This is a genomic window from Bernardetia sp. (assembly GCF_020630935.1).
Classification (GTDB): domain Bacteria; phylum Bacteroidota; class Bacteroidia; order Cytophagales; family Bernardetiaceae; genus Bernardetia.
This window is the reverse complement of the sequence record NZ_JAHDIG010000015.1, coordinates 37858-55289: the sequence shown is the minus strand read 5'-3', so window position 1 is coordinate 55289 and position 17432 is coordinate 37858. Positions and strand designations below refer to the sequence as shown.

The window sequence follows — 17432 nt, the reverse complement described above, 5'->3', positions numbered from 1 at the left end:
GCTAAATATTAAAAAGTGTCATCTTGTCTGAAATTGGTAAAAAAAATTAAAAGAACTACCTTTGTAAATTGTTAAAATCTACTTTTGTATGGTTTTAGAAACAGTTTCTACTGTTTGTTGGTGTTGCTTTCACTAAAGCACCAACAAAGGTATTTTTTCCTTGTTCTGTAACTCACAGAATAAAAATAATCAAAGATAAATCAACAATTAAATCATAAATTTTGGATATACAAGGCATAATTATTGGCATTTTGCAGCTTTTGGCTTCTCTTTCTATTTTGGTAGGTCTGCACGAGTTAGGACACTTACTGGCTGCAAAGTATTTTGGTGTAAAAGTAGAAAAGTTTTCGATTGGTTTTCCCCCAAAAATATTTGGTTTTAAATATGGAGAAACAGAATATTGCCTAAGTGCGATTCCACTTGGTGGCTATGTCAAAATTGCTGGAATGATAGATGAGTCATTGGACACAGAACAAATGAGCAAAGACCCAGAACCATGGGAGTTTCGTACCAAACCAGCGTGGCAACGTCTGATTATTATGTTGGGAGGAATTATTTTCAACGTTATTTTAGGCGTTTTGATAATGATTGCCATTGCTTTTACGTATGGCGAAAAATATATTCCGATAGAAGAAGTAAACAAATACGGTATTGAAGTAAATGATTTGGGTAGAAGTATTGGACTTGAAACAGGCGATAAAATCATCAATATCAATGGAGAAAAACCAAAAGCCTTTAAAGACCTTTTAGACCCATCTTTCATTTTGAATGACGATTCATATTATACGATTGAAAGAAATGGAGAGCAGAAAAAAATTGACATCACAAGCGAGTTTTTACAAAAATATAGTTCTTCTGATTTAAAAGATGAAGAGAAAAGATTTATAACAATTCGTGAAGACAAATATTCTTTTGCTATTGGTGCAGTTGCTCCAGACAGAAATGCAGGTAAGGCAGGTTTAAAGAGCAAAGACAAAGTTGTTAAAGTAAATGAAACTACAATTACAGATTTTGCCTCTTTCCAAAAAATGCTTCATCAGAATGCAGGGAAAGAACTTTCTTTTGTAGTGGAAAGAGATGGTAAAACGATTACTTTGCCTGTAAGCGTAGCAGCAGACAGTACTATCGGAGTAGGAATTGCCTATGATATAGATTATGTAGAACGTCCTTATACTTTTGTAGAATCTTTAAAAGTAGGAACTGAAACAGCCTTTGGCGTGATAGGCGTACAAGCAAAAGCCTATAAGAAAATGGCAAAAGGAGACATCAACGCTTCCGATTCTTTGAGTGGACCTATCGGAATGGTAATGATTTTTGGGACAGAATTTGAAGCCTATCGTTTTTGGAGAATTACAGGATTTTTATCAATGGTATTGGCTCTTATGAACTTGCTTCCAATTCCAGCCCTTGATGGTGGACACGTAATGTTCCTTTTATATGAGATGATTACAGGTCGTCCTCCTTCGGATAAATTCTTAGAAATTGCTCAAAAAGTAGGAATGGTCTTGATTCTTTGTCTTATGATTTTCATTTTTGGAAATGATATTTGGAAACTGATAAAGGCAAATCTATAAATTATTCCTAGAAAACTATAAAAAAGCCCCTCAAAAACAATATTGTTTTTAAGGGGCTTTTTTTATGAAATCAAAACTTTTTCTTATCTCTACAATCTCATTTTTTTAAAAAGGAACGAAATACTGTGATTTTGTTTTACTATATGATAAGGCAAGCCTTATCACTACCATAATCACTTTTTTATGTCAGATTACGAAAATAATTCGCCCTCTAGTGTAGAATCTAAAAGAGATATTGCAAAGCATAATCAAATCTTAGCAACAGAACATGATAAAAAACTATTTTTTGAAACCATTGAAAATCTTCGTGAGCCAAATGAGGCACTAAAGAAAGCCTATAAAAATAGAAATAAATTCTTTATAGAATAGAAAAACCCTAAGGGTTTATAAAGCTCCTTAGGGTTTAAATATGTATCACAAAAATGTTACATTTTAAATATGAATTACCTCATCATACGCTGCTGCTGCTGCTTCCATTACAGCTTCTGACATTGTTGGATGTGGGTGAACTGATTTGATGATTTCCATTCCTGTTGTTTCTAATTTTCTTGCTACAACAGCTTCTGCAATCATTTCTGTTACGTTTGCACCAATCATGTGCGCTCCAAGCCACTCTCCATATTTTGCATCAAAGATAACTTTTACAAAACCTTCTTTTGCACCTGCTGCACTTGCTTTTCCAGAAGCAGAAAACGGAAATTTACCTACTTTCACTTCATAACCAGCTTCTTTTGCCTTTTCTTCTGTCATTCCAACAGAAGCAATTTCAGGAACACAATACGTACACCCTGGGATATTTCCATAGTTTAGTGGCTCTGGGTGGTGTCCAGCAATTTTTTCCACACAGATAATTCCCTCTGCACTCGCTACGTGTGCTAGAGCAGGACCGTGTACGATGTCTCCGATAGCATATACACCATCGACAGAAGTTTTGTAGTAATCATCTACAATTACTTTTCCTTTTTCTGTCTTTACGCCAGTTTCTTCTAGTCCGATACCTTCTAAGTTTGTAGCTACTCCAACAGCAGAAAGCACTACATCACACTCTAAAACTTCTTCTCCTTTTTTTGTTTTGACAGTTACTTTACAGCCACTACCCGAAGTATCTACTTTTGTTACTTCCGAAGAAGTCATGATTTTCATTCCTTTTTTCTTATACTGTCTTTCCAATTCTTTTGAAACATCTTTGTCTTCAACAGGAACAATTCTGTCCATAAACTCTACAATCGTTACTTCTGTTCCAATAGAGTTATAAAGGTAAGCAAACTCAACCCCAATTGCTCCAGAACCTACAACTACCATACTTTTAGGCTGCTTCTCTAATGACATTGCCTTACGATATTCAATAATTTTCTTTCCATCGATAGGAAGGTTTGGAAGCTCTCTTGCACGTCCACCTGTTGCAACGATTATATTTTTGGCTTCGTATGTTTGTTTTTTGCCGTCTTCTGCTGTTACTTCAACTTTGCCTTTTCCAGCTAATTTGCCGAAGCCCATTATTTTATCAATTTTATTCTTTTTGAATAAAAATTCAATTCCTTTACTCATTCCACCAGCTACATTTCGGCTACGACCAATCATATCGCCAAAATTTACTTTTGAGTCGCCTACTTCAATGCCATAATCTTTTGCATGCTGTACATATTCAAATACTTGTGCCGACTTTAAAAGTGCTTTTGTAGGAATACAGCCCCAGTTCAGACAGATTCCTCCTAGAGATTCTTTTTCTACTACGCCTACTTTCATTCCAAGTTGAGAAGCACGAATTGCAGCTACATAACCTCCCGGTCCTGAACCGATTACTATTAAATCATAAGTTGCCATAAAATGTATTGATTGGATTAAGGTTTTCTAATTTTTAATACTTCAAAGATAAGACTTGAAAAGCAATAAAAAAAAATGCTAATCCTCTAAATCAGAATTACTTTTTGTAATGTGATTGCATGAGGATTAGCAAGAATTAGATGGCTTATAAGGTTATTTTAACCCATAGAATAAAAAAAGCGTTCTTCTGTAATTTTGCCATCTTCTACTTTATAGACAGCTACTTGATCTTCTTTAAGTCTTCCTCTATCTTTAAAAGTAGCATCATACCCCATAATAACAGAAAAATGGTCTTTAGATATAATAGGGTCTGAAACTGAACCTCCGTGTACTTCTACTACATTTTTAGCCCATTCTTCTCCTTTTCTGCTAATAGCCTCCATGCCTTCTACTCTATTGTTAGGTATTCCTTCAGGCTCTACACTAATAGCATTTTGATGATAGAGTTCTTTTTGAGCCTGCTCGTAATTACCTACTCTGCAAAGTTCTACTAAACGGTTGGCGATTTGTTCTGTTGTCATGATTAAATAGTGTTTGGTAAAATGATATACTAAAAAATATAGCTGGTAGAATTTTTCAACAATATAAGAATTATTTACCTAAAATTGCTAACAAAAATAGCTTTGCTAAAAAAATTAACATTACTTTTATTACTCTCTCAAAACCCTTTGGCTAATCATTTTATTGAGCAAAAGTGAGGCATTTTTCGTAACTTGCAGACTACTCAATTACTGCACAATCAGTATTTTTTCAATACAACATTTACATAAATAAAAATATATTTATATGACACTCAAAGAAGTTTATTTAGTTTCGACAGTACGTACTCCAATAGGCAGTTTTAATGGTTCTTTAGCAGCAATAGCAGCAACTCAACTAGGAGCAACAGCAATAAAAGGAGCATTAGAAAAAATAAATCTTGACCCTAAGGAAGTACAAGAAGTATATATGGGTAACGTGATTTCAGCTAATCTTGGACAAGCTCCTGCTCGCCAAGCTGCTGTTTTGGCAGGTCTTCCTTATTCTGTACAGTGTACGACAGTAAATAAAGTATGTGCTTCTGGTATGAAGTCAATTATGTTTGCTGCTCAAAGCATTATGCTAGGTCATTCTGATGTTGTTGTGGCTGGTGGTATGGAGAGTATGTCAAATATACCTTTCTACTTAGATAAAGCTCGCTTTGGTGGTTATGGCTACGGACACGGAACTCTCATAGACGGACTTATGCGTGATGGCTTGGCTGATGCGTATGACAACTCTGCTATGGGTGTGAGTGCTGATAAAACGGCTGAAAAATATGGTCTTACTCGTGAAGCACAAGATGCGTATGCTATTGAATCTTATACTCGCTCTAAGAATGCAACTGATGCAGGAAAATTCAAAGATGAGATTGTGCCAGTAGAGATTCCACAGAGAAAAGGCGACCCAGTGGTAGTGAGTGAAGATGAAGAGTACAAAAAAGTGAAATTTGACAAAATCCCTAGTCTAAGAGCTGTCTTTACACCAAATGGAACAGTTACGGCGGCTAATGCTTCTACTATAAATGATGGTGCTTCGGCTGCTATCTTGATGAGTGGGGAGAAAGTAAAAGAACTTGGACTTACACCTATCGCTCGTATTGTAGATTTTGCAGATGCAGAACAAGAACCACAATGGTTTACAACTGCTCCAACTATTGCAGCACCAAAAGCCTTAAAACGTGCAGGACTTACAAAAAATGACATTGATTTCTTTGAAGTAAATGAAGCATTTTCGGCTGTAACAATGGCATTCAACAAAGAGTTAGATATTGACCCTAAAATTGTAAATGTAAATGGTGGTGCAGTTTCTTTAGGACACCCACTTGGCTGTTCGGGTTCAAGAATCGTTACAACACTTACTAATGTTTTGAGCCAAAATAATGGAAAATACGGTTTGGCTGCTATCTGTAACGGAGGTGGTGGAGCATCGGCTCTTATCATTGAAAACTTGAAGAAATAGTTTTTTAATTAATAATGAAGAATGGATAATTAGCTACGCTGAATAATTATTTAGCTTTGCTGGTTTTCAATTCGTAATTGAATATAAAAATGTCAAAAATCGTATTTACAGAAAATGCTCCTGCTCCGATTGGTCCTTACAGTCAAGCTGTTTGGCATGGCAATACCTTGTTTGTCTCTGGACAGATTGCTATGGATGCCAAAACTGGAAAAATTACAGGGCAAAATGGCGAAAGCATAGAAGAAGAAACTCACAAAGTAATGCACAATATGAAACAGATTTTAGAGGCTGCTGGCTTATCTTTTTCTGATGTTGTGAAATGTGGAATTTTTGTGAAGGATATGAATGATTTTGGAGCTATCAATGGAGCGTATGGAGAATATTTTAAGGAAAATCCTCCTGCTAGAGAAACTGTTGAGGTCTCTCGTTTGCCTAAAGATGTTCGTGTAGAAATTTCTTGTATAGCAGCAAAAGGATAATTTTTGTACTTTTGCAATATTCTAAACCCTAAATCTAAAAAATTAGATTTAGGGTTTTAAAATTTTCACTTTCCTATCCTTTTTCATAAACTAATTTTTCTTCAAACAAGTTGAAACTAAGTTAAATAACCCATAGCATTGAAAAACTGGGTTCAAAAAATCTATACTATCAGTCTTTACAATTCAGAAAAAGGTGGCTAACAAAAAATATAGAAATTTAATAAAAGGATTTGCGAAGAATGCACCCGAACTTTTTCGGAATGCGCCTTCTTTACTGCCCCATAGCTTTCGTTTGCTTTTTCACGCAGACGAACTGATGCCACATGCAAATAATCTACTGCCCCAATCTTCTTTGCTTGCGCCTCATATAGAAAAACTTTTGCCTTATAAAGATGAACTTTTACCTTATGCCAACCAAATAGCTCCTCATGCAGAAAAATTGTTGCCCTACGCCGACCAACTGCTACCACATTCTGAAGAGTTGTTGCCTTATTTCCATATCTTTGAGCCATATTTGGATATTCTTTTACCTTACACTGACTTGCTCTTAAAGTATAAAGATATTCTTCTGCCTCACGTTGAAAAGTTAGTTCCTCATAGTGAAATTTTGCTTCCTCATGCAGAAAGACTTTTGCCTCACGCAGAAGAGATGTTCGAACATCTTGATATTTTACTTTTATATGTAGATAAACTCTTAGCTATTTCTCCTCAAAAATCAATAACATCTGTTTCCAATTTGGTAGAAGATTTAAAGGAAGAAGAGGACGAAGAAGAATAATTAAATTAGTATCTGATTATGAAAAACAAACTTTCATTTAAGTTTCAAACACTTTTTTCCCTTACTGTTTTTTGTGTGGGCATAGTAGGAATTGCTGCTTGGTCGCTTTCTTTGGAAACCAACTGGAAGTTTTTAATACTAGGAGTGGCAGGAGTGATTGTATTCTTACTTTTTCTCAAAATTGCCTTTATGCCAACTTCTTTTGTGTTTTCTAAACAAGAACTGATAGTTTCATATTTATTTTTACCTAAGAAAAAATGGGCTTTTCAAGACTTGAAAGTTTGGAGCTCAGTAGAAATAAAGACCTTCAATGATGTATATAAAATCATTGAACTTAGTTTTCTCAAAGATAAAAATTCTCAAAAACTTAAAAAAATAGGGATTAGCAAACAAGAATACAAAGGCTTTGAGGAATTTGAAAAATTTATGAATAAATCTTTTAGAAATCTAAAGACAGAAGAAGCTAAAAACAAAGAATAATTTCCCCATTCAATTTTCATAATGGAAAAACACCTTTTCATTTTGAAAAAAATGGTTCATCCAATTTTTTTCCTAAAAATAAAAAAACACCCTTCATTGTCTTAAAATCGCCTTTTATATATTTTTCTTCATAAAAACTATAATTTTTCTGTATTGGCAAAGGCTTTGAACTATGTAGATCAAATACAGAAAATAATTTTGATGTAAACTTTTCAACTGCTTCTGCTTTGGGAGAATTGCTCTCAACATTTTTAACAGAACATTATTTTTTAGAAGTTTATTCAAATAGAAAGTCAAGATTGAATAGTAGGTAGGTTGAGATTTCTAAAGTGAAAGAAGTCAATTTTTTACAACTACTTATTTTTTAACTATTCGGTTACACTTTTTAAAATATAAAGACAAAGTCCTTTCCATTTTTTAGTAAAAGAAAGGATTTTTTTATGCCTTCTAATTTCTTATTTCCTTGTATATTTCTAGGGTTTTCTTAGCTGTATTTTCTTTGGTAAAGTGTTGTAAATGCTTTGTTGCCCCTTCTACTAACTTCTGTCTTAACTCATCATTTTGCAACATTCTCTCTACATTTTCAGCCAAAGAGGTAGTATCTTTGATGGGGGAAAGTAACCCTGTTTTTTCATTAATGACAGATTCAGGAACTCCTCCTGCTGCCGTCGCCACAACTGGAACTCGGCTGGCAAAAGCATCTAAAATGCTTGTTCCTAAGCCTTCTGTTTCGCTAGTAAATAGAAATATATCTAACTCTTTTAAAATAATTGGAATATCAGTTCTAAAGCCTGTCAAGATAAAATAATCTTTGATTTCTTTGTTCTGATGAAGCCAATTTTGAATATCGTTTTCCGAACCATCTTCTTTTCCTATTAAGAAAAAACGAACCCTCTTGTTTATATTTTCTAGGTTTGGAATGAGCTGTTTGGCTGTTTCTAGAAAAGTAATATAATCTTTATGTGGAGCAAGTGCAGCTACATTGCCTATCAAAATAGTGTCTTTTTCTAAATTATATTCTTGTTTTAAAACTTCGGTTTGAGCATTATTTTTTTCAAATTTACTCAAATCTATTCCACTATGAACTGTTGTGAGTTTTGTCTTGTTTTTTATGCTTGGAGCTGTAATTTCCTTAATTTTATCCGATACACAGACAATTTTCTTGATAGAATGATGATTGTATTTATACTTTGAAAAAAAATTATCCTTTACAGGAAAATCTACCCTTCTACTCAATGTAAAGTCTGTTTTGTTTTGAAAAAAAACGGCTGAAAGAACGGCTATCGTATGGGCGTGTGCATCGTGTAAGTGAACTATATCTGCCTTATTTTCTTTACAAAAACGAGCTAAAAAACGAGCCTGTCCAAATTTCGAACTTCCTTGTAAATCTTTTACTTGCAATACAGAATCTGAATTTTCATTTCTATATTTTCGAATAAAATTAGAAAGAGAAGAATTTTGAGGAGTCAAAACAGTTTGCTGTATCTGTTTTTTATCTAATTCAGTAGCTAAATAAGCGATTTGCTGTTCGCCTCCTCGCCAATTTTTAGGAGTGGAAAGATGGACAATATGAAATTTCATTTTAAAGTTGTTTAAGAATAGAGAAAAAACAAATTATTGAAGGTCTGTTCTGGCGAGACTGACCTAATAAACCAAGGTCAGACCGATAGTTCAGTACCGATAAGAATACAAAAATACATTCTTAAACAACTTTTTTATAAAGAGGGTATGATGAAAATATAACAAAATCAATATTGGACGTATTATTGCCGTTACATAACCAACAAAGTACGACACAAAACAAAATTATGACAAATATACCACCTATCACGCAGCTTCTTTCAGCAGCACAGTCTGGCGATACACAAGCAATGGAAAAACTTTTTCCTTTAGTTTATGATGAACTTGTTAAGGTAGCACACAGCCTAAGAGTGCGCTGGCAGGCAAATTACACACTCAATACAACTGCTCTCGTACACGAAGCCTATCTCAAGCTCTCCGACCAAGACAATCAGAGCTATGTCAGTAGAGGACATTTTTTTGCTGTGGCTGCTAAGGCAATGCGCCATATTTTGGTTAATTATGCCAAAATGAAAACAGCCGAAAAGCGTGGAGGAAAAGAACACGATGTTGATATTCAGAAAGTAGAAAATATTATTCCAGATGAGCAAGTAGGAGAGCATATTTTGAGCCTACACGAAGCCTTAATAACCTTAGAAAACCTTAACGAAAGACAAGGAAAAGTAGTCGAATGTCGTTTTTTTGCAGGTCTTTCTATCGAAGAAACTGCTGATGCACTAGAAATTTCTCCTGCCACTGTAAAACGAGATTGGACAGTTGCAAAGGCATATTTGTACAATCAACTCAAAAGTGGTGTGGTGTAATCGTGTTGTTGGTGGAGACACCAACTATGGCAAAAATATTTTTTGTTGTTAGGGAAAAGGCATGCCTTTTCCTTACACGATGGTTAAAACAAAATCACTATTCTTGTTGCTTCAAATGTCTTTCTATAAAATTATTTTCTTTCAAGTAATACAAGTGGTCGTAATATCCTATCTTCTTCTCAGAAACACTAAGTTGTAAAATTGTGTCTGGATAAGTGATAATTACTTTATCCCAAATTCCTTTCCAAAGTCCAGCATCTTTTGCTGTCTTGATTTCACTCATCGCTCCACTAATTTTAGCTTTTTCTGTAATTTGGAAGGCTGGATTTTTCTCTAACTCATTGCTATTCTGTGTTCTCATTCGTTGATAGTATTCTATCTTGATAGGTTCGCCTAGAGATTCTATTTTGACATCTTCATCAAAAGTTTTTCCATTTTTATATTTGATACAGCCAAAAAGTAAAGTGGCGAATAATAAGATGATTATTTTTTTCATTTGTGTTTTTTAGAGTAAAATTTGGTTTTTATTATCCTAACGCTCTTTTGCTACTTTTTGATACAATGCTACATATTGTCTAGCAACTGTTTGTGGGTCAAATCTTTTAATATTTTCTTGCCCTTTTTCTATCAAATTGTTTCTATATTCTTCATCATTTATAATCTTCAAAATGCCGTTTCTGATTTCCTCTACTGAATAAGGATTTACCAAACAAGCCTCCTCTCCAGCCACCCACGGCATAGAAGAAACATTGCTTGTAATGACTGGCTTTTGCAACGTCTGTGCTTCAATAATTGGCATTCCAAAACCTTCAATGGTAGAAACAAAAGAAACCAAATCACAATTTTTATATGCCAAAATAAGCTCGTCAAAACTTACTTTGTCTTCGTGTTTGTAGTCAATGTTGTGTCTTTTCAATAACTCAAAATGATGTTCTGAAAGGGGTGCAATGATATGAAGCGTACAGTTTATTCCTTCTAAGGCTTCAAAAAGACGTTCTAAGTTTTTATTAAAAGCTGCTCCAAGTTGTAAAATGACAGGTTTTTCTGTGTTAAATTTTTTAGGATTATAGTTTTGAGTAGCTTCTGCAAATTTTGGCGAGATGGTAGTGGGAATAACTACAATTTTTTCTGGATTACAATCTGTATGTTTTACAATCTCATTTTTTGTAGCTTCCGAAACAGCTGTTATGAATCTAGCTTGCTTGACAGGAATATCTAGCCAAAAGGTTTTAAGAAACTGTCTTTTGAGTTTTCCTTTGAAAGAATTATCGTGTTGTTCTAAAAAAGCACAGTCGTGGACGGTAAGGATTGTTTTTTTAAGATTCAAGCCCATCGTTAGGAAATGTACATCTCCTGTAATATGATTGATGTCGCTTTCTAACTTTTTTGTCTGTTTTTTGGCATCCAAAATATTTTTAATGCGTGGCATAATTCCATCACTAAAAAAAGGAGACTGATAGACAATAGGTTCTATATTTTCAGCAATAGAAGGAATATAAGAGCGAATATCTTCAAAATAAGATTCAATACTAAAATTTCCAAACTGCCGTGGCTTTCTATGTAGATAAACGACTTTCAATGTTTACACTAATTTAGAATCTAAAGAAGGAATTGCAAGAGAAGAAAAAGTAGAAATTCCATGTTCTTGCAACCAATTTTCCAATACTACTAAATTCCATACTCTAGCCCACGAAACTCTAGGGTCGTTGTCTAGGAATTGTCTCCATACCTTTGTAATACTTTCATAGTTAAATTCTGGACGACTAGCTAAACTTTCTATTCGTTCATCACAGAAACGAAACAATTCATTTTTAAGCCAAATTTGCCAAGGCAGTGTAAAACCCATTTTTTGGCGATTGACTATTTCAGAAGGAAGCAATTCGCCTACTGAATCTACCAAAAGTTTTTTTGGAGAATGAGGGTATTTGAAACTATCAGGCACTTGCAAAACATACTCAATTAGTTTGTAATCTAAAAATGGCACACGAATTTCTAAGGTATGCGCCATACTCATTTGGTCAGAGTCACGCAGAAGAACATTTTGCAAATAAGTAAAAAGCTCGGCTACCGAAATTTGAGATAAAAATGGCATTTTTCTAAAATCTTTTTGCCTTGCCAAACTCTTGAAGGCAGCACTTACTCGGTTTTCACTCAACTCATTTTTTTTCAAGAACGATTTGATACGCTCATCTAAAAAAACTTGTCTGATAAGTGGGTAAGTATAATCTAGTTTCCAGTCTTTTTGAGAAAGCAAACCAAAGAGTTTGTCAGAAGCCACCGAAGGACGATATTTTTGTCTTAGTTTGCCTACATTTGACTTCAAAAAAACAGGAAGTTTTCCTATCCATTTGTTGTTATTAAACTTATTGAGCATTTTAAAAAGGTCGTACCCAGCAAAAAGCTCATCTCCACCTAAACCCGAAAGCACCATATCGATGCCTTTTTCTTTGGTTACTTTAGAGACAATGTATGTATTTATTCCATCTCCACTCGGATGATCCATCGCAGAGAGAGCGTTTGGAATCACTTCTAAAAAATCTTTAGGGTGCAAACGAATATCGTGGTGTTCTGTCCCAAACCTGTTAGCAATCAACTTAGCATACTTGGCTTCACTAAATTCTTCTTCATCAAAAGAAACACAAAAAGTTTTGACTTTCGTATTAGACATCTTACTCATCAGCCCTACCACAATACTAGAATCTATTCCCCCAGAAAGAAATGCTCCAAACGGAACATCTGCTACCAAACGTTTCTCTACAGCTTCGTTTAGCCGTTGGTAAATATCTTTCTTAATGGTTTTATAATCTTTTCCTATTTCCTGCTCCGTATGATGCGCTTGCCAGTAACACTTTTCTATCCATTCTGTCTCTGAAATCTCTACATAATGCGCAGGTAGGAGCATTCGGACATTTTCAATCATGGTGCGAGGAGCGTGTACCGTTTGGTAGCGCAAAAAATCTTCTAACCCATGTTGGTCTAAATGTTTGGGAATCAGACCAGAAGCTAACATAGAACGCATTTCTGATGAGAAAATATACTTATTTTCGTCTCTGTAATAATACAAAGGTTTTATTCCTAATCTATCTCTAACTAAAAATAGCTTTTTATCAAAGTTGTCCCATAAAGCAAAGGCAAACATTCCCTCCAACTGCTTTACACAATCTATTCCCCACTTTGCAAAAGCAGCCAAAATCACTTCTGAATCTGAATCTGATTTGAAAGGATAATCTAATTGCTTTTGAAGGCTTTTATAATTGTAAATTTCTCCATTAAAAACCAAAACATAGCGTCCATCGTGAGAGTGCATAGGTTGGTTTCCTGCACTAGAAAGGTCAATAATGGAAAGGCGACGATGCCCTAATGTTATGCTATTTGTTTGTTCATCTTTCCAAATGCCTTCATTGTTTCTGCCTCTATGTGCCATTGCCTTATTCATAGAAGCAACTCTATGAACATTATTTTGCAACGAAAAATCTATAATTCCATTTATTCCACACATATCTATTTGAGTTTTTTCTTAAAGTATTTTACAGCGAGTTCTTCTATTACCTTATACATAATATATCCGACTCCTAAAGTTATACAAAAACCTATAACAAACACACACAATCGCTCCCAAGAAGGCTCTCTTTCATAACCAAATAGTTTGCTACACAGAACATCAAAAACAGAGTAGCTAATAAAATGATAGAGATAAAAACTATACGACATTACTCCTACAAACTTCAATGATTTTGGTTCTATTTTATACTGAAGAACATGAGCCACCAATAACATCATTCCTAGAGCAGCTGTGGCATCTAAAAATACACTACTCGCCAACCCAAAATTATCCATATAGGACGCTATTAAAATAAGAGCAATAAATAATACTATCTTATAAGGTATTTGGAAAATAATTTTACGATGCTCATATAATAAAGCTCCCATTACCCAATCTGAAAAACGTATTAGTGTATTGTCCATAAATTGCCATCTTAATTCTTCTGCCAAAGCAGGTTCATAGTAAAACAGGCGTAGTCCAAAAGAAAGTAGCAAAGAGGCAATAAAAATATAAGTTATATTAAACTTATCTTTCAAAACGAATCGTAGCAGGGCATAAAGCAAATAAAATTGGAACTCAATACCCATTGTCCAATACAAAGACTGTATAGAATAGCTATACTGGTCAAAAAAGTTATGAATAAAAAGTACGTGAGCCAGTATGTCTTTATAATCAGAGACAAATCTACCAAAAAGAATTGCTCCAATAATTGCTACAACCATAGATACATAATAGGCAGGCGCCATTCTGAAATACCTTTTCAAGACAAATGTTTTAGTTGCTTGAATATCAAATGTTTTGCTACTGTATAAAGCATGTATAATGTATCCACTAACTACAAAAAATAAGTGAATAGATAAGCGCAGATTAAAGCTAAAAAAGTATTTGGCTGTTTCTGGATATACAGGGGGAAACTGCAAAACTCCATTAGTATCAAATGCTGGATACCCTCTAAAGAAAGATTCAAACATGTGATAGAGACAAACCATGAGAATGGCAAGTCCTCTCATAGAATCCAACCCGATAATGTGTTTTTCTTTTTGCATTGAAGTTATTATTTTTCCTTTGCTTTTAATTGTTCTTCTATTTTTATATCAATGATAACTCTGAACCAAAACCCCTGTAAGAAGTGAAAAATCCGTCCTTCTTTCCCATCTAAAAAGCCTAACTGAAAAAAGAAACGATATATAAAATACATACAAGGTCGCCAATAGAGAGGCAATTTCCACCAAATATTTTTTAGAAATGCAATTCTTTCATCAGGGTTTCCAGAAAACTTTCGTGTATTGTGTTGGGAACGAAGTTTTTGTATGCGCTCTACTTCTTCTTGCGCCACAAGGTCGCTATATTTATTGTGCTTAGAAAGCCAAAATGAAATATCGTTTTCCTTTGTATTTTCTTCTATCAAAAATCCTTTTTTCCAAACCTGTGTTCTACCTTCTACTACAAAACGATGATCCATATTTTCGTTGAGGTCAGATTTCCCATATCCTTTACGAAACATTTTGAGTAAATATTTTGGAAAATAACCACCATGTTTTATCCAACGCCCTCTAAAATAATTTTTTCGATTAAAATAGATTCCATTTATATCTTTTGAAACAGTATTTTCATCGAATAATGCTAATTTATTTCTCAATTCGGAAGTAACTATTTGGTCGGCATCTAACCCAATAATCCACTCTGTCTGAATATCAAAATTATTTAGAGCAAAGTCCCATTGCTTAGGATGATTTTCAAATTTATTGTAAAGTATATTTGCTTGATAGTCCTCTGCAATCGATAAAGTAGCATCTGTACTGCCCGAATCTAGTATAAAAATAGGTGCATTCAAATCTTTAATGGATTCTAATAAGCGAGGTAGATGTACTTCTTCATTGAAAGTAAGAATAATAAATGAGAAATGAGTCATAAAATAAAAGCTATCAAGAACGTACTCAACGAGAGAAAACTAAAAGATGGGACACAAGATTATAAATTAAGTACAAAACTATAAATTTTTTTGGTTTTTGCAGTAACAAATAAGTATTCGTATATTTCTACTATAACGAAGCATTTTCCCCTAATGAAGTTCTCCAAACTATTATTATTTCTTTGTCTTGTACTCATATTTTCTCCTGCTCTGTCTCAAAAGACTAACAAAACAGGTAAAGTGAGTATAGATACACCTGTCGAAACTTATTCAAATACTATTTTTGATATAAAGAATGAAAATGTTGTTCAAGATAGTCTGCTCAAAAAGGCGTATGTGTATGTAGATTGTAATCAAGAGAAACGCTTTGAAGAAATTGTTAGGCTACAAAATGACTTTTTTCAGTATTCTGATACAGTAAACTGGAATCCTAACTGTACCTATTGGGTAAAAATTACTATCAAAAATACACTTCCTCACGAACACGAGTGGGTATTGCACTTAGGAAAAGATTTGAATTTTGTAGATGTATTTGACCCTATGCCAGCCCTAAATGAATACAGACACAAACGCAATGGCATTTTTGTTTCTCCTTCTGAAAGAGATATTGATGAGATGGTATCTCAAACCAAAGTAAAAATTAGTTTTTTACCAAAGTCTCAAAAAACCCTCTTTATTCGTTATGAAAATATCAATAACCGTCCGATGAAGGCAGATTTGAAACTCATAAAGAAAGACAAGTTTGAGCAAGATGTAAAATATAGAAACCTAACACAAGGCGTTTTTCAAGGCTTTATTTGGATAATGGTCTTTTATAACTTCTTAATTTTTATCTTGAACAAGGAAAAAGTATATCTCTACTACTCTTTTTATCTTTTAGGAACAGGCTTGTTTTTGATGGTCATGAGCAGTTTAGCTCTTGATGGTATCAATGGAGAGCTATTTCATTTTATATGGTATTTTGCAGGGCTTTGTGTAGCATTTTACTTCTTATTCATGCGTTCTTTTTTAAAGACAAAAATACTTGTTCCAAAATTAGACAAAGCTATCAAAGCAGCCATTTATATACAATTTGGTGTGGTGGCTTTTGTGATGCTATATCATTTTACTTATAATATAAAGCTAATTGCAATTCTATATTTCATTTCTATTGGAGTACAGTCTTTATTTATTTTGGTGCTACTAATTTGTCTTTTGTTCGTCATTAATCGTAAAAGAAATAGAAAAAAGGTAAATAAAAAACTTATCTATTTTTTCTTGGCTGGTTCATTGGCTCTCATTTTTGGAGCAGCTACTGGAAATATTCTCAACTTCTTAGACCTTGTTCCTAGAGCTGTCGGAGGAGCAGTAATACAAATCGGAATTGTTGCAGAAATTCTACTTTTTTCTATGGGTTTGGGCTACCGAATGAAACTCAATGAGAGAGAAAAACAAAAAACACAAAGCAGACTCATTGCTCAACTCAAAGCAAACCAAGCTCTACAAAACACACTTAATCAAGAGCTTGAAGAAAAAGTAATAGAACGCACACAAGAAATTGAAGCGCAAAAAGAACAAATCAATAAGAAAAATGAGCAGCTTACTGAAACCAATAAAAAAATGACAGACAGCATTACGTATGCAGCACGCATACAAGGTGCAATCTTGGGCGATACCGAAGCCATAGAAAAAGAATTAGGAGATGCTTTCATTCTTTTTCATCCTCGTGATATTGTGAGTGGAGATTTTTATTGGCTTAGGAAAATAACGATAGAGGAGACAACCTATAAAATATTTGTTGTGGCAGACTGTACAGGACATGGTGTTCCAGGGGCATTTATGACCGTTATGGGAGTGGATTCTTTAGATGAAATTGTCAATAATCAGAAAACATGGCAACCTCATCAGATTTTGTATAAACTAGATGAGCGAATTACAACAGCTACCACACAACGACAAAATAAAGGTTCAAAAATTAGGGATGGAATGGACATCGTCATTTTAGTTTTTGAAGAAGGAACAAATAAAGCCTATTTTGCTGGGGCAAAAAACCCACTTTTTCATATACGAGGAAACGAACATCTGCTCACAAAAGGTTCTATGTCGCCTATTGGAGGAACATCAAGAAAGGAAAAATCATTCTCTATGCACGAGATTACCTACCAAAAAGGAGATATTTTTTATATGTATTCTGATGGCTTTCAAGACCAATTTGGAGGAGAAAAGGGAATGAAGTATATGAGTAAAATATTTAGGAAAAAACTTATTGAAATTTCTAATCTACCCATGAAAACACAAAAAGAAATTTTAGATAGAGAATTTTTGAAATGGAAAGGAGATTATACACAAACTGATGATGTAATTTTGGCTGGAATAAGAATGTAGAAATAAATCTAGGCAGTAATTCTGCTTTACTCAAACATTTTTTCGTACTTTTGCAGTCTAGTTAAAATGACAGGAGTAACAAATGGTTATTCTTTTTATTCACTCGCTTTGAT

16 protein-coding genes are annotated in these 17432 nt (G+C 34.0%); 8 read left to right on the top strand and 8 right to left on the bottom strand.

What is annotated here, in order from left to right; all coding sequences use genetic code 11:
- Nucleotides 1–221: 221 nt before the first annotated feature.
- Both rseP and QZ659_RS06305 read left to right on the top strand, forming a co-directional pair.
- The gene (gene rseP / locus QZ659_RS06310) at nt 222–1574 is read left to right on the top strand and encodes an RIP metalloprotease RseP (protein WP_291723626.1); all 1353 of its coding nucleotides are present in this window, start codon (nt 222–224) and stop codon (nt 1572–1574) included.
- Nucleotides 1575–1757: 183 nt separating this feature from the next.
- Nucleotides 1758–1943: a hypothetical protein gene (locus tag QZ659_RS06305; protein WP_291723623.1), complete on the top strand. Its 186-nt coding sequence runs from the start codon at nt 1758–1760 to the stop codon at nt 1941–1943.
- Nucleotides 1944–2006: 63 nt separating this feature from the next.
- On the opposite strand, the gene lpdA is transcribed toward QZ659_RS06305, so the two are convergent.
- Together lpdA and QZ659_RS06295 are read right to left on the bottom strand one after the other, a co-directional pair.
- Nucleotides 2007–3398, bottom strand: coding sequence for a dihydrolipoyl dehydrogenase (lpdA, locus tag QZ659_RS06300; RefSeq protein ID WP_291723620.1), 1392 nt, complete (start codon nt 3396–3398; stop codon nt 2007–2009).
- A gap of 158 nt (nt 3399–3556) precedes the next feature.
- Nucleotides 3557–3919 (bottom strand): SnoaL-like domain-containing protein, encoded by a 363-nt coding sequence (locus tag QZ659_RS06295; RefSeq protein WP_291723618.1) that lies wholly within the window; start codon nt 3917–3919, stop codon nt 3557–3559.
- Between the two features lie 265 nt (nt 3920–4184).
- On the opposite strand from QZ659_RS06295, the gene QZ659_RS06290 reads away from it, so the two are divergent.
- From QZ659_RS06290 to QZ659_RS06275, 4 genes are all read left to right on the top strand, one after another.
- Nucleotides 4185–5378 (top strand): acetyl-CoA C-acyltransferase, encoded by a 1194-nt coding sequence (locus QZ659_RS06290; protein WP_291723615.1) that lies wholly within the window; start codon nt 4185–4187, stop codon nt 5376–5378.
- A gap of 89 nt (nt 5379–5467) precedes the next feature.
- A complete protein-coding gene (locus tag QZ659_RS06285; protein ID WP_291723613.1) occupies nt 5468–5857 on the top strand; it encodes a RidA family protein in 390 nt (129 codons plus the stop codon).
- A 193-nt stretch (nt 5858–6050) separates the two neighbouring features.
- Nucleotides 6051–6635: a hypothetical protein gene (locus QZ659_RS06280; protein WP_291723608.1), complete on the top strand. Its 585-nt coding sequence runs from the start codon at nt 6051–6053 to the stop codon at nt 6633–6635.
- 18 nt (nt 6636–6653) lie between these two features.
- Nucleotides 6654–7115 carry a hypothetical protein gene (locus tag QZ659_RS06275; protein ID WP_291723604.1) on the top strand — a complete coding sequence of 154 codons (462 nt, stop codon included), beginning with the start codon at nt 6654–6656 and terminating at the stop codon, nt 7113–7115.
- A gap of 447 nt (nt 7116–7562) precedes the next feature.
- On the opposite strand, the gene QZ659_RS06270 is transcribed toward QZ659_RS06275, so the two are convergent.
- Nucleotides 7563–8696 (bottom strand): glycosyltransferase family 4 protein, encoded by a 1134-nt coding sequence (locus QZ659_RS06270; RefSeq protein WP_291723601.1) that lies wholly within the window; start codon nt 8694–8696, stop codon nt 7563–7565.
- 227 nt (nt 8697–8923) lie between these two features.
- On the opposite strand from QZ659_RS06270, the gene QZ659_RS06265 reads away from it, so the two are divergent.
- Nucleotides 8924–9499, top strand: a complete 576-nt coding sequence (locus QZ659_RS06265; protein WP_291723598.1) for a sigma-70 family RNA polymerase sigma factor — start codon at nt 8924–8926, stop codon at nt 9497–9499.
- A 97-nt stretch (nt 9500–9596) separates the two neighbouring features.
- Here QZ659_RS06265 and QZ659_RS06260 read toward each other — a convergent pair whose 3' ends face one another.
- Genes QZ659_RS06260 through QZ659_RS06240 form a run of 5 tightly spaced genes read right to left on the bottom strand, consistent with a single transcriptional unit; the run spans nt 9597 to nt 14955 of the window.
- Complete coding sequence (locus tag QZ659_RS06260; protein WP_291723595.1) at nt 9597–9995, bottom strand: hypothetical protein; 399 nt, start codon at nt 9993–9995, stop codon at nt 9597–9599.
- A 36-nt stretch (nt 9996–10031) separates the two neighbouring features.
- Nucleotides 10032–11078 carry a glycosyltransferase family 4 protein gene (locus QZ659_RS06255; protein WP_291723592.1) on the bottom strand — a complete coding sequence of 349 codons (1047 nt, stop codon included), beginning with the start codon at nt 11076–11078 and terminating at the stop codon, nt 10032–10034.
- A gap of 3 nt (nt 11079–11081) precedes the next feature.
- Complete coding sequence (asnB, locus tag QZ659_RS06250; RefSeq protein ID WP_291723589.1) at nt 11082–12998, bottom strand: asparagine synthase (glutamine-hydrolyzing); 1917 nt, start codon at nt 12996–12998, stop codon at nt 11082–11084.
- Between the two features lie 2 nt (nt 12999–13000).
- A complete protein-coding gene (locus QZ659_RS06245) occupies nt 13001–14089 on the bottom strand; it encodes an acyltransferase family protein (protein ID WP_291723586.1) in 1089 nt (362 codons plus the stop codon).
- An 8-nt stretch (nt 14090–14097) separates the two neighbouring features.
- On the bottom strand, nt 14098–14955 hold the full coding sequence (locus QZ659_RS06240) for a glycosyltransferase family 2 protein (RefSeq protein WP_291723583.1): 858 nt from the start codon (nt 14953–14955) through the stop codon (nt 14098–14100).
- Nucleotides 14956–15108: 153 nt separating this feature from the next.
- Between QZ659_RS06240 and QZ659_RS06235 the strand changes: the two genes are divergently transcribed.
- Nucleotides 15109–17319, top strand: a complete 2211-nt coding sequence (locus QZ659_RS06235; protein WP_291723580.1) for a 7TM diverse intracellular signaling domain-containing protein — start codon at nt 15109–15111, stop codon at nt 17317–17319.
- The last annotated feature ends 113 nt before the right edge of the window (nt 17320–17432 follow it).

Bases quoted from the DNA above. Each gene is read 5' to 3' on its own strand.
- QZ659_RS06305 (WP_291723623.1), top strand. From the start codon at position 1,758: ATGTCAGATTACGAAAATAATTCGCCCTCTAGTGTAGAATCTAAAAGA.
- lpdA (WP_291723620.1), bottom strand. From the start codon at position 3,398: ATGGCAACTTATGATTTAATAGTAATCGGTTCAGGACCGGGAGGTTAT.
- QZ659_RS06295 (WP_291723618.1), bottom strand. From the start codon at position 3,919: ATGACAACAGAACAAATCGCCAACCGTTTAGTAGAACTTTGCAGAGTA.
- QZ659_RS06290 (WP_291723615.1), top strand. From the start codon at position 4,185: ATGACACTCAAAGAAGTTTATTTAGTTTCGACAGTACGTACTCCAATA.
- QZ659_RS06285 (WP_291723613.1), top strand. From the start codon at position 5,468: ATGTCAAAAATCGTATTTACAGAAAATGCTCCTGCTCCGATTGGTCCT.
- QZ659_RS06275 (WP_291723604.1), top strand. From the start codon at position 6,654: ATGAAAAACAAACTTTCATTTAAGTTTCAAACACTTTTTTCCCTTACT.
- QZ659_RS06270 (WP_291723601.1), bottom strand. From the start codon at position 8,696: ATGAAATTTCATATTGTCCATCTTTCCACTCCTAAAAATTGGCGAGGA.
- QZ659_RS06265 (WP_291723598.1), top strand. From the start codon at position 8,924: ATGACAAATATACCACCTATCACGCAGCTTCTTTCAGCAGCACAGTCT.
- QZ659_RS06260 (WP_291723595.1), bottom strand. From the start codon at position 9,995: ATGAAAAAAATAATCATCTTATTATTCGCCACTTTACTTTTTGGCTGT.
- asnB (WP_291723589.1), bottom strand. From the start codon at position 12,998: ATGTGTGGAATAAATGGAATTATAGATTTTTCGTTGCAAAATAATGTT.
- QZ659_RS06245 (WP_291723586.1), bottom strand. From the start codon at position 14,089: ATGCAAAAAGAAAAACACATTATCGGGTTGGATTCTATGAGAGGACTT.
- QZ659_RS06240 (WP_291723583.1), bottom strand. From the start codon at position 14,955: ATGACTCATTTCTCATTTATTATTCTTACTTTCAATGAAGAAGTACAT.
- QZ659_RS06235 (WP_291723580.1), top strand. From the start codon at position 15,109: ATGAAGTTCTCCAAACTATTATTATTTCTTTGTCTTGTACTCATATTT.